This window comes from Neobacillus sp. Fa239 (assembly GCF_055395235.1).
On sequence record NZ_AP041611.1, the window covers coordinates 1572783 to 1585414 of the forward strand.

Annotated in this window: 14 protein-coding genes; 10 read left to right on the top strand and 4 right to left on the bottom strand. The window is 39.6% G+C overall.

What is annotated here, in order from left to right:
* Positions 1–265: 265 nt before the first annotated feature.
* Both ACZ5XR_RS07480 and ACZ5XR_RS07485 read right to left on the bottom strand, forming a co-directional pair.
* Complete coding sequence (locus ACZ5XR_RS07480) at positions 266–934, bottom strand: DUF2642 domain-containing protein (protein WP_464501034.1); 669 nt, start codon at positions 932–934, stop codon at positions 266–268.
* Positions 935–1036: 102 nt separating this feature from the next.
* Positions 1037–1981 (bottom strand): DMT family transporter, encoded by a 945-nt coding sequence (locus ACZ5XR_RS07485; RefSeq protein ID WP_464501035.1) that lies wholly within the window; start codon positions 1979–1981, stop codon positions 1037–1039.
* 119 nt (positions 1982–2100) lie between these two features.
* Here ACZ5XR_RS07485 and ACZ5XR_RS07490 point away from each other — a divergent pair, with 119 nt between their 5' ends.
* Positions 2101–3009 (top strand): AraC family transcriptional regulator, encoded by a 909-nt coding sequence (locus ACZ5XR_RS07490; protein WP_464501036.1) that lies wholly within the window; start codon positions 2101–2103, stop codon positions 3007–3009.
* 68 nt (positions 3010–3077) lie between these two features.
* Positions 3078–4073 (top strand): zinc-dependent alcohol dehydrogenase family protein, encoded by a 996-nt coding sequence (locus ACZ5XR_RS07495; RefSeq protein WP_464501037.1) that lies wholly within the window; start codon positions 3078–3080, stop codon positions 4071–4073.
* Positions 4074–4177: 104 nt separating this feature from the next.
* Here ACZ5XR_RS07495 and ACZ5XR_RS07500 read toward each other — a convergent pair whose 3' ends face one another.
* A complete protein-coding gene (locus tag ACZ5XR_RS07500) occupies positions 4178–4948 on the bottom strand; it encodes a GDSL-type esterase/lipase family protein (RefSeq protein WP_464501038.1) in 771 nt (256 codons plus the stop codon).
* 147 nt (positions 4949–5095) lie between these two features.
* On the opposite strand from ACZ5XR_RS07500, the gene ACZ5XR_RS07505 reads away from it, so the two are divergent.
* From ACZ5XR_RS07505 to ACZ5XR_RS07520, 4 genes are all read left to right on the top strand, one after another.
* Positions 5096–5392, top strand: coding sequence for a hypothetical protein (locus ACZ5XR_RS07505; protein WP_464501039.1), 297 nt, complete (start codon positions 5096–5098; stop codon positions 5390–5392).
* Positions 5393–5421: 29 nt separating this feature from the next.
* A complete protein-coding gene (locus ACZ5XR_RS07510; protein WP_464501040.1) occupies positions 5422–5889 on the top strand; it encodes a DinB family protein in 468 nt (155 codons plus the stop codon).
* Between the two features lie 111 nt (positions 5890–6000).
* On the top strand, positions 6001–6630 hold the full coding sequence (locus ACZ5XR_RS07515; protein ID WP_464501041.1) for a class I SAM-dependent methyltransferase: 630 nt from the start codon (positions 6001–6003) through the stop codon (positions 6628–6630).
* Positions 6631–6897: 267 nt separating this feature from the next.
* Entirely contained in the window at positions 6898–7149 is a 252-nt protein-coding gene (locus tag ACZ5XR_RS07520) for a hypothetical protein (protein WP_464501042.1), read from the top strand.
* Between the two features lie 148 nt (positions 7150–7297).
* Here the strand turns inward: ACZ5XR_RS07520 and ACZ5XR_RS07525 are convergent, their stop codons facing one another.
* The gene (locus tag ACZ5XR_RS07525; RefSeq protein WP_464501043.1) at positions 7298–7903 is read right to left on the bottom strand and encodes a trimeric intracellular cation channel family protein; all 606 of its coding nucleotides are present in this window, start codon (positions 7901–7903) and stop codon (positions 7298–7300) included.
* 152 nt (positions 7904–8055) lie between these two features.
* Here ACZ5XR_RS07525 and hflX point away from each other — a divergent pair, with 152 nt between their 5' ends.
* The 4 genes from hflX (at position 8056) to glnA (ending at position 12621) form a co-directional block, all read left to right on the top strand.
* On the top strand, positions 8056–9354 hold the full coding sequence (hflX, locus tag ACZ5XR_RS07530) for a GTPase HflX (RefSeq protein WP_464501044.1): 1299 nt from the start codon (positions 8056–8058) through the stop codon (positions 9352–9354).
* 13 nt (positions 9355–9367) lie between these two features.
* The gene (locus ACZ5XR_RS07535) at positions 9368–10639 is read left to right on the top strand and encodes a methionine gamma-lyase family protein (RefSeq protein ID WP_464501045.1); all 1272 of its coding nucleotides are present in this window, start codon (positions 9368–9370) and stop codon (positions 10637–10639) included.
* A 242-nt stretch (positions 10640–10881) separates the two neighbouring features.
* The gene (locus ACZ5XR_RS07540; RefSeq protein ID WP_464502255.1) at positions 10882–11256 is read left to right on the top strand and encodes a MerR family transcriptional regulator; all 375 of its coding nucleotides are present in this window, start codon (positions 10882–10884) and stop codon (positions 11254–11256) included.
* A 30-nt stretch (positions 11257–11286) separates the two neighbouring features.
* Positions 11287–12621: a type I glutamate--ammonia ligase gene (gene glnA, locus ACZ5XR_RS07545; protein WP_464501046.1), complete on the top strand. Its 1335-nt coding sequence runs from the start codon at positions 11287–11289 to the stop codon at positions 12619–12621.
* Positions 12622–12632: the final 11 nt, after the last annotated feature.

The window sequence follows — 12632 nt, forward strand, 5'->3', positions numbered from 1 at the left end:
TCCCATATGCTGGTGAAGAAAAATGGGTGTTAGCCGTCAGCTTTCCATCCAAAAAGGTCCTGCCGACAACGGCAGGACCCCTTTTAATGGCATATGACCCGGTTTTCATGACCAAAACAACCATGTTAACCGTTCGAATACTAGACTTTTTCCCTACCTCTTCTTGATGCGCATTATTCCTCGCGGGGCATTTATAGATAGAAATGGGTGTTTGCCGTCGCTTATTAATCGAAAAAAGTCCTGCTGAGTTCAGCAGGACCCTTAATTACGGCAAATGGACCGATTTGATATGGGAAAGCTTTAAATGGACGGATTCACCATGTGCAACCACAATCTCGACCATCGGATTACGAACCGATTTTAACAATCCTATTTTCATTGGGTCTTCCCCCAGGTCAAACACGACAAGCTCCCCTTCCCATTTTTTTAATTGCTCTTCAAGTGAAGGCAGCAATGGTTGATTGTACGGGATAACGGGAAGTTTATCATCCGGAAGAGAATAGGGAGTCGTTTTTAGGTCGTAATAGGGAATAAGCCATTTCAAATGCTGAAGGGAAACCAACATGGTTTTGTAGACAGGGGAATAAAAGGCAAAATAGTCACTGCGAACATTAAAAATATATCCGTGTAAAGGGAACTGACCCGTGACATAAATTTCTGAAAAACGACCCTTGGCATTCGCTAAAGTAGTTCGATAGGAAATGGACTCATCTACATATTCTGTTCGGGATGTTTTACTTGAGGCGTCATAATTATTCAATACAAATGAGCTCCGATTGACCCTATGCAGATGGGTTAGCGGGATATAAATATATTTTTGTCCATTAAACAGAACAATGATGTCCTTTCCGCTATCAACAAGTTTTCCTTGAAAAAAGATATCTCTTGATAAAACCACATCAATAATTTGCCCCCGTAACGATGGAATACTCAAAACAAACACCACACTCCAAAGGATATTGGTACATTATATACGGAGGCATTATACTTTAGAAATTAATTAATGAAACGCCTTGGAAGAATTAAGCTCCTCTTATCAATTAACGCTGAGGGGTTCTTTATTTTTAGGATGCTGGCTGGTCCTTGAAGAAGACTCCTTATTCAAAGCCAATAATAAAATCATGCCAATAATACAGGCGGTACCAACCCATTGGAAAAAACCAAAGGGTTCTTTTAACCAAAAGACCGTTGTTAAAACGGCAGCTAGTGGCTCGATGCTGCCTAGCAGACTTGATTCTTTAGGGAGCAGACTTTGTAAACTTTCAATATAGAACCAAAATGCAATCATCGTCCCAAATATAATAATGAAGGCCAAATACACATACCCTTCTAACGGTAAGCTTGTAAAGTCCATTTGCCACGGCGGATGAATAAAACTTAATGCCAAACCACCGATGATCATCGCCCATCCGACTATCACAAGTGAATCGTATTCCGCAAGGAGGGGAACTGCATATAGAGTATAAAACGCCAAAGCTATTCCAGATAAAACACCCCAAACGATTGCCGGTGTCGGCACAGATAATTGAGAGATGGAGCCGTTTGTTAATAAGAAAAAACAACCAACTAAAGCGAGAGAAACCGTCAACAAATCTCTTCGTGAGAGAACAGTTTTTTTGCGAAAAATTAAGTATACGATAATCATAACAGGTGCTAAATACTGCAATAGCGTTGCGACAGCAGCATTTCCATGTTCAATGGAAGCCATGTATGTGTATTGAACCCCAAGCATACCCAGTAGTCCGAAGACCATCAATTGAAAAGCCATCCTTCGAGTTTTCCAGACACCTAGTATTTGGGAACGGTCTTTTCTGAAAAATTGAACGGAAAGGAGTAAAAACCCAGATAGGAGCAATCGGATTGTAACCAGCCAATCTACATCGATTTGATCCTGTTGAAAAAGCTTTTTTGCAACAGTGCCACCGATCCCCCAAAATACCGCTCCCGTTACAACAAGAAAAATTCCCTTACGTCTATTCATGCTTGATTCTCCACCTTTAAATATAAAAATAGTGTTATTATGTTATAAATGATAAAGGGAAAACCTCTGAAAGAATACTCAAATCGAATGGAAAAATATAAATATATTGAGGTGGTAATATGCAAATTAAAGATTTTATGATTGACCAAAGTTTAAAAGAATTAACGGAACATCGTACAGTTGTGTTACCGATTGCATGTTACGAAACTACGATTAATCAAAATATAAATGGGTATATACCACTTCATTGGCATGATGAATTCCAGTTTGTTTTGGTTGTAAAAGGAGAAGCCATTTTTCAAATAAATGAAGAAAATATGACAGTTCGAGAAGGCGAAGGGCTATTTATAAATAGTGGCTGCTTGCACATGGCAAAAGATAAGAATGATTCGGGCTGTGCCTATATCTGTTTAAATGTTTCCCCAAGTTTCGTGTTATCCCAAGAACTTTATACAACCTATGTAAACCCTTATATTCAGGCGACGAACATACCTTATTTACGCTTGGTTCCAAAGGAGCTTTGGGCGACTAATATTTTGGACTCAATTATGAAAATCAATCAGTTGATAAAACAAAATTCTCCATACTATGAAATCGACATCAGCGTACATCTAACATTAATTTGGAGGAACCTAATTATTAATGGGATTGAAATAGAGTACGAGCAGACGGAAATGGTAAAAAGTGATCGGATGAAGCAGATGTTAAATTGGATCCACCGACATTTTCATGAGAAAATCCTTTTAGACGATATTGCCCGAGCTGGTCAATTAAGCCGTTCCGAGTGCTGTCGATATTTCAAACGAATTTTAAAGAAAACACCTCTGAATTATGTAACCGATTATCGAATTCAAAAAAGTTTAATTTTATTACAACAACCGGAATCCAATGTCACAGAAATTGCCTATCATGTAGGATTTAACAGCACAAGCTATTTCATTGATAAATTCCGAAAGTCGATGAATATGACACCATTGGCCTACAAAAAACATAAAAATTCTAGTTCGCTGAAAATGAGGGAATTGTAAAAAATCCATATTATTTTAAAAACGATAATTACTTACAGTAAAATAATAGGAGAGGAGTGTGAAAACAAATGAAAGCACAAGTAATAAAAAGATTTGGAGATCCATCTGTTTTTGAGATTGCTGAGGTACCTAGACCAGAGGCAATTCCTGGGCATGTTGTTATTCAAGTAAAAGCAACTAGTGTAAATCCTATTGATACAAAAGTTCGATCTGGAGCGGTGCCAGCTATTGCACCAGAATTTCCAGCGATCTTACACGGCGATGTAGCTGGAGTAGTTGTAGAGGTGGGAGAAGGAGTATCAGAGTTCAAGGTTGGGGATGAAGTCTTTGGCTGCGCTGGTGGTGTGAAGGGAACAGGCGGTGCCCTGGCCGAATATATGCTTGCAGACGTGCAGCTTCTCGCCATTAAACCAAGAAATTTAACAATGGCACAAGCAGCGGCACTTCCACTGGTAACCATTACAGCATGGGAGTCACTTTATAATCGTGCGAATGTTCAAAACGGACAAACGGTACTAATTCATGGTGCCACAGGCGGGGTAGGTCATGTGGCAATTCAACTTGCAAAGCTAGCTGGTGCAAAAGTATTCACTACGGCTTCATCTGAGGAAAAATTAGGCATTGGAAAGCGTCTGGGTGCAGATGTATCCATTAATTATCGGGAACAATCGGTGGAGGAATACGTAAAGGAACATACAGATGGAAAAGGGTTTGACGTTGTGTTCGATACGGTTGGGGGCAAAAACCTCGATTTATCTTTCCAAGCTGCTGCCACACACGGAACCGTATTAGCAATTGCTGCACGCTCAACGCATGATTTGTCTCCTTTACATGCGAAGGCACTATCCTTACATATCACTTTTATGATTTTAAAAATAATGAATCAGGAAAAAAGGCAGGAATATGGGAACCTTTTACGAGAAGTAACGAAACTTGTAGAGGAAGGGAAACTTCAGCCGTTAGTAGATGAACGGGTTTTCGATTTTGATCAGGTAAAGGAAGCACATAGGTTATTGGAATCTAAACAGGCAATTGGGAAGATTGTATTGACAAATAAATGGTAATTCGTATGAAACTGACCCGTTAAAGGAATAGAGAAAAAGACCGTCAAAATAAAGACCATCCCTTATAAATAGGGATGGCCTTATCATGTCAATATTTTAAACGTTCAATGACTACTTTCATCACTGCTGCTCTCGTCATTGCATAGGTTAAAGTACAGCTTGACCGGATGATTTTGAAGGTAAGCTAATTCGTGCAAGCGAGCAATTTCTAAATGACCGCTGTCGGTAGGATGTGGGTCCGGCGGTATTTTTGGTTCACAGAAATGTGTCCAAATACAAACCTTCCATTGTGTAGTGTTAGTGAATTGTCCTAGAAAATCCTCATGAACATCAACCACTTTATAATGAAATTTGAAACGGTTTGCTTTAATCACATTATTAATTTCCTGAATAAAGTGCTCAGCGATGTCAAAATTTGGGTGATCATCACTTCTGAAAGGGTTGTAAACAGTCATTACAAATATTACAGCATGAGATTTAATGCTTTTTCGAATCTCTTGCATAATTAGTGTCCAGTTACTGGAAAAAGCTGAGACCGCATTTGGCAAACAGGTAGGGTCTGTTGGGTGCAGTAAAATACAATCCAATAAATCGGCACCACCAATACTTATTGTGATTAAATCAGCCTTTTTCACTGTCTGCCGAGCATCCATATTTGTTTGCAATAGCTGAAGTAAATCACTACTAGTAAAACCAGGATCGGCAAGATTAACCAAGTTCACACTTGGGAAAATCGTCGCCAAGAAGTCCCTAAAGTAGTAAACGTACCCGTATCCGTGCTTTTTAGTATCATTGACTGTAAATGAAGCACCAACTCCGGATGCAATGGAATTTCCAAGAGCAGTGTATTGAAAGTGTTTGTGTAAATCAGACAAATACTCACCTCCTTTTTATTAAAATCAATAATATACTACTATCTAAGGTAGGAATTAGAATCGGCAACTGTCCAGCTGTTTCCATAAAAGATATTGTGCTAATGGGAGTGAGGTTTTTTTGTATAATAAATAAAGGAAAGTGATAAAATGTTTGAACATGTGAAAATGAAATTGGAGATAGCACTATTAGATTGGGAGGCGATGAAGAAAACTTCCTACGATGAAAGCGAAGATTTTGCAGAACGGTTTGAGTTGCATTTTTATGAGTTCATCGATGAATTAAAGATTTGGTATCTGCAATTAGGAAAGCGGCCAACCACCATCGAAGAGGCAGAAAATCTTGCCGAAATAAAACAAATCCTTGAACGGTTGCCTGAACCACTTGTTCTCAACTTTTATAATGAGCTTGATTTAATTATTGAAGGCAAAGAACAGGAACTATAAAATTAAAAAAGTAAAGGTGAGGAATAAGTATGAACGAAAAAATGATATTTTCACAATTGGATTTCTACCGCAAAATTACATTAGGGCTTTTTGATAAAATTGATGAAGATGCTGCTGATAAAATTCCTAATGGTTTTAATAACTCCATCCGCTGGCATCTGGGGCATATTTATGTGTCGCAGGAAAATCTGGCACTCCGTTATGCCGGGGTTGAACCACAAATACCTGCTAATTATCAAGAATTATTTAAAGGGGGAACTAGGCCTGGGGAATGGAAAATGAGCCCACCTTCGTTAATTGAGCTAAAGAAATATTTAACTGACCAGTCTGACCGTATCAAATCAAGCCTGCAAGGCAAACTAGACCAAGCAACTGTGTTACCTTTTTCTATTCCTGGTATTGTAGAATTTCAAACAGTAGGCGAAACACTCAATTTTTCCCTTTATCACGAAGGACAGCATACAGGATTTATTAAATCCTTAATAAAGGCATTGTGAGCTTAACCTAATAGTCTAGAAATGGAAGACTCCTGTTTTCCTCTGTCCCTTCTTACAAATTATTTTCACCCCCCAAGATCACTTAAAACAAAATAGGAAGGAGATAGAGGTATGACAGAATTTTGGGAATTAAGTTTTATAGAACATCAAATGATGTGGGGATTTGAACCATCAGACTCAGCAATCCTGACAAAGGACTTTTTCCTTGAAAAGAAAGTTAAGGATATATTGATCCCCGGTATTGGATATGGTAGAAACGCCAAGGTTTTTATTGACAACGGAATAAAGGTAACAGGTATTGAGATTTCAAAAACGGCGATTGATTTGGCAAGGCAAAATGGAATTAATAGTAGTATTTTTCATGGCTCAGTAACTGATATGCCTTTTGATCACAAACTTTATGACGGTATATTTTGTTATGCACTTATTCACTTATTGAATAATCATGAGAGGGCCAAGTTGATTAATGATTGCTATAATCAGCTAAAACCAAACGGATATATGATTTTTACTACTATTTCAAAAGAGGCCCCCATGTTTGGAAAGGGCAAACAACTGGGTAAAGACTATTTCGAGATAATGGAAGGCGTAAAAATGTTTTTTTATGATTCTGCCTCGATAAAACAAGAATTTGGAAAATATGGACTGATAGAATTCTCGGAAATTGTTGAGCCACATAAAAATATGGAAAATAAACCTCCGTTTAAATTTATAATGGTAAAATGTCAAAAAGAACTATAATTACCATGTTGATAAGGCTTATGAATGTGCAGGGATTGCTTCGGTAATCCTTTTTTCATGGAAGTAAAAAATCCGGCTGCTGTAAAAAGGCAGCCTCTTTGTTATTAACTGACAATTATGTAGTTTTTTATGATCATTCTCATCTTCTCTTATCGCACATATAATAAAGCAAATGTTTTAATCTTATTCCAGACTTCATGTTTACCTGTTTTAAAAATTTGTTAGAGAATCGTTTGACATTTTAAATTTTTGAAATGGGGAATGGGTATGAGAAATTATTTTTCGTTTTTATCTTTACTTTTATCTATTGTTTTAATTTTAATAATGAAAATTAGAGATCAATGGGAACCTGTTTTTTATCTAATTGCCCTGCTTCTTTCAATAATAGGAATTGTAACTTCATTTTTTATCAATAAAGGCATTGTTCGATGGGTAGCTCTAATTGGAAATACACTGATGTTTTTGTTAATCGTTATTTTCTCCATTTTAATTATTGTTGCATTAAAAAATTTTACATGAAGATTCATTTCTAAGTTGTAAGGATGAAGCTGCAGGTTTGTTAATCAGAAAAATGGCGTGTCATAACTGTTATCAGTTTACACGCCATTTCTAATGTCATTTATATGATAGATACCTAAAAACGGAAGACTAATAGTCTCCCGTTTTCTTAATTTCCTTCTAGTCTCCGAATCGGCAGCTTCCAATCATATGTATAAGAAAGCACGCGTAAGACGGTGATCACACCGAACAGGGTATATAATTCCCAAGCTTCGGTGGTAATTTTTAATCCAATAATTAATCCAGCAAGAATGGCCCAAACCGCATAAATTTCCGAGCGGAGTACGATAGGTTTCCTTCCTGCTAACAAGTCGCGAATGATTCCGCCGCCAATTCCGGTTAAGACAGCAGCGACTATAACGGCGCTTAGAGGATGGTTCATTTTTGTTGCATAGATGGCACCCTGAATCGCAAAAGCAGACAACCCGATGGCGTCGGACAAGTTTCCCCATTTTTGCCAGTGCTTTAGAAGATTGCTTGGGAATAAAAAAACGGCCGTAATCGCTAATAAGGCAATTTCAAAAAACAACCCCTGATCCCATAGAGCAGATACCGGTACCCCGATTAACAGATTACGAATCGCACCGCCGCCGAAGGCTGTGACGATCCCTAAAATAAAAACACCCAAAATATCATATTCTTCCTCCATTGCGACAATCGCACCACTAGCGGCGAAGGCAATGGTTCCAATCATACTTAGTACTTCCCACGTCATGCTAACCCATTTCTCCTTATTTCTACTATATAGAACGTTAATAGTATATTCATATAAACAATTTTGATTGTATCACGGTTGGATAAAAATACAACACAAATTTTGAATAATTGTGAACGATGGAAAATTAGAGTATCCAGAGAATTTTTGATATGATGGAACAAGAAGTTTATGGAAAGGAAGATGGTCCATTGGAACAAAAAGACACGATAGAAAAAGCGATCCTTGTCGGCTGCCAAACTCCTGAAGAAGATGAACTGCGCTTTACCTATTCAATGGAAGAATTAGCTTCGTTGACAGAAACGGCTAAGGCTGAGGTGCTGATTTCTGTTGTTCAAAAACGGGAGCGAATTCATCCAGCCACCTATTTAGGCAAAGGCAAAGTGGAAGAACTGAAAGCATTATCCGAAGAGCTTGAAGCTGATATCGTGATTTTTAATGATGAGCTTTCCCCAAGTCAAAAGCGAAATCTTGCACAGGAAATTGACGCAAGGATTATTGACCGGACTCAGCTTATTTTAGATATTTTTGCCCAAAGAGCCAGGTCAAAGGAAGGAAAGCTTCAGGTTGAACTGGCCCAACTGCAGTACATATTGCCGCGCCTTGCCGGGCAAGGAATTGCCTTATCAAGGCTTGGAGCCGGAATCGGGACAAGAGGACCCGGGGAAACAAAATTGGAAACAGACCGCCGCCACATTCGCCGCAGGATTGACGATATTAAAGCTCAGCTCAAGGTCATTGTCCAGCACCGTGAGCGTTACCGGGAAAGAAGAAAGAAAAATAAAACCTTTCAAGTGGCCATCGTTGGCTATACCAACGCCGGAAAATCAACGCTGTTCAACAGGCTGTCAGAAGCCGAATCCTACGAGGAAAACCAATTGTTTGCCACACTTGACCCGATGACACGGAAATTAATTTTACCAAGCGGTTTTTTAGCGTTGATTACCGATACCGTCGGATTCATTCAGGATTTACCGACCGCCCTGATTGCGGCTTTCCGCTCGACATTGGAAGAGGTGAAGGAAGCGGATTTGCTTTTGCATGTGGTCGATATGTCAAATCCTGATTATTTTCACCATGAAAAAACGGTCCATAAACTGCTTGAAGACTTGGAGGTAAAAGATATTCCGCAACTAACCGTCTATAATAAAAGGGATCTGGTGCACCCAGACTTTGTTCCTACTGCAGACACTCCTTCCATCTTTATTAGTGCATTTGACAAAGAAGACCGCGATGCCTTAAAAAGAAAAATGGAATCCGTCGTGATCGAGATGATGGCGCCATACCAAGTGGAAGTTCCATCAACAGAAGGAAAACTGCTTTCCTTATTGAAAAATGAAACGGTATTAAGGGAATTAACCTTTAATGAAGAGAGCGGACACTATCAATGCCGGGGATTTTCACTAGAAGACCATCAAATAACAGGACAATTACAAAAATTCAAAGTTTAGATTGGAGTACATCATGTTTCAACAGTTGAAGAATGGGGAAAAGCTTCAGCCGATTGTGGCAGAAGTAGAAAAACAAATTGCCGAGGTTCATAAGAAGATTGAGGAAAGAGCCGAAGTAAATCAGTTTCGCGTATGGCAGAGCTTTCAAAAACATAAAGTTAGTGATTCGCATTTTATCCCAACAACAGGTTACGGCTATGATGATATTGGCCGTGATACATTGGAACTAGTCTATGCGGATGTTTTCGGCGGAGAGGCAGGACTTGTTCGTCCGCAAATTATTTCCGGGACTCATGCGATATCCATCGCGCTGTTCGGCGTCCTTCGTCCGGGAGACGAACTCTTGTATATCACCGGAAAACCTTATGATACCCTGGAAGAAATCGTCGGAATCCGCGGGAACGGGGTCGGTTCCTTGAAAGAGTTCGGCATTTCATATGATCATGTTTCACTCGCTGAAGAGGGAACGATTGATTGGGATACCGTTTCCAGCAAAATCAAGCCCAATACAAAAATGATTGGCATCCAGCGTTCGAAAGGGTATGCGACAAGACCATCTTTCACTGTTGCTGAAATCAAAGAAATGATTTCATTTGTTAAGGAAATTAAAGACGATGTGGTTGTCTTTGTGGATAATTGCTACGGCGAATTTGTCGAGGAGCTGGAACCTTGTCATGTCGGTGCCGATTTAATGGCAGGCTCACTGATCAAAAATCCGGGCGGCGGCATCGTCAAAACAGGCGGCTATATTGTCGGGAAAAAACGCTGGGTCGAAGCCTGTTCCTACCGGATGACTTCTCCTGGAATCGGGGCGGAGGCAGGTGCCTCGCTTTACAGCCTGCAGGAGATGTACCAAGGCTTTTTTCTAGCCCCGCATGTGGTTGGTCAGGCATTAAAAGGGGCGGTTTTCACCGCAGCGACCCTTGAAAAACTAGGGATGAATTCTTCGCCTAAATGGGATTCCATGAGGACAGACCTTATTCAGTCGGTCCAATTTGATGACCGCGACAAAATGGTCGCTTTTTGTCAGGCCATTCAATTTGCTTCCCCAATCAATTCGCATGTCACTGCGTATCCTGCCTATATGCCAGGCTATGAGGATGATGTCATTATGGCAGCAGGCACCTTCATACAAGGGGCAAGCATCGAACTGACCGCAGATGGACCGATTAGACCTCCTTATGTAGCCTATGTCCAAGGGGGATTAACCTACGGCCATGTCAAAATGGCTATTTGTCTGGCACTGGATCGGTTGCTTGAAAAGGGGTTAATTAAGTTAAAATAAATTTGTTATATAGAGGGCAAAATAAATTGTCCTCTTTTTTTGAGGTTTTGAATCCGGTTTTGGAGTTTTGTACATTTTTACAAAAGATGGATGAGCTATTAGCAGGAAATAAAATTATATAAAAAATCATGTTAGAAAACCTAACATATGATTGACATCTTTTCTAACACGAAATATAATAACAATATAAATCAGCAAGAAGGAGGAGAAATTTGGTGACTGGAAAGGAAATTCGCCGTTCCATGCCGCTGTTCCCGATCGGAACTGTCATGCAGCTTACTGAACTAACTGCCAGACAAATCCGTTATTATGAAGAACACCAATTGATTTCTCCAGCAAGAACAGACGGGAACCGGCGCCTATTTAGCTTAAACGATATTGATAGGCTGCTAGAAATTAAAGATTTAATTGACCAAGGCGTTAACATGGCGGGAATCAAGCAGTTGTTCTTTATTAAAGAGCAGCAGTTAAATATGACACCGCCACCGACTGAAAAAGCCAAACGCGAAGTAACAGATGAACAACTAAGAACCCTTCTAAGAAATGAATTATTGCATTCGGGTAGACTAAATCGGTCGACATTACGCCAAGGAGACATGTCACGATTTTTCCATTAATTAATTAATTAAAAAGCAGGGGGTAATACCATGTCTAAGTACTCAAGAGAAGATATTCAACGATTGGCAAAAGAGGAAAACGTTAAATTCATCCGTTTACAATTCACCGACATTCTCGGCACCATTAAAAACGTAGAAATTCCAGTAAGCCAATTAGAAAAGGCGTTAGACAATAAAATGATGTTTGACGGTTCTTCTATCGAAGGTTTTGTACGCATTGAAGAGTCCGATATGCAGCTTTACCCAGATCTTAATACATGGGTAGTTTTCCCTTGGACAGCTGAAAAAGGAAAGGTTGCACGTCTAATCTGTGATATTTATACACCAGAAGGAAAACCATTTGAAGGGGATCCTCGTAACAACCTAAGACGTGTGTTACAAGAAATGAAAGACTTAGGATTCACTAACTTCAACTTAGGACCAGAACCTGAATTCTTCTTATTTAAATTAGATCAAAAAGGTGAGCCAACTTTAGAGCTTAACGACCAAGGCGGCTACTTCGACTTAGCGCCTACTGACCTTGGCGAAAACTGCCGTCGTGATATCGTTCTTGAATTAGAAGAAATGGGCTTTGAAATCGAAGCATCTCACCACGAAGTAGCACCAGGACAACACGAGATTGATTTTAAATATGCGGATGCCATTACTGCATGTGACCAAATTCAAACATTCAAGTTGGTTGTAAAAACAATTGCTCGTAAGCACGGCTTACACGCTACCTTTATGCCAAAACCATTATTCGGTGTAAACGGATCTGGAATGCACTGTAACCTTTCTTTATTCAAAGACGGCAAAAATGCATTCTATGAGCCAAGCGGCGACCTTGAATTAAGTGATACGGCTCGTCAGTTCATTGCCGGCATCTTAAAGCATGCTCCAAGCTTTACAGCGGTAACGAACCCAACAGTTAACTCATATAAGCGTTTAGTACCTGGTTACGAAGCACCTTGTTATGTGGCATGGTCTGCAAGAAACCGTTCACCATTAATTCGTATTCCTGCTTCACGCGGCATGAGCACACGTGTTGAGGTAAGATCTGTTGACCCGGCTGCAAACCCATATCTTGCCATGGCTGTACTATTAAAAGCAGGTTTAGATGGAATTAAAAACAACTTAACTCCTCCAGCTGCTGTAGATCGTAACATCTATGTGATGAGCAAAGAGGAAAGAATTGAAGAGGGAATCATCGATCTTCCAGCAACATTGGCTGCAGCACTAGATCAATTAAAAACGGACGAAGTGATTGTTTCCGGTCTTGGAGAGCACATCTTCGAGCACTTCGTAGAAGCGAAAGAAATCGAATGGGATATGTTCAGAACAGTCGTTCACCAATGGGAACGCGATCAATATATGAGCATGTATTAAAAAACGAAAGC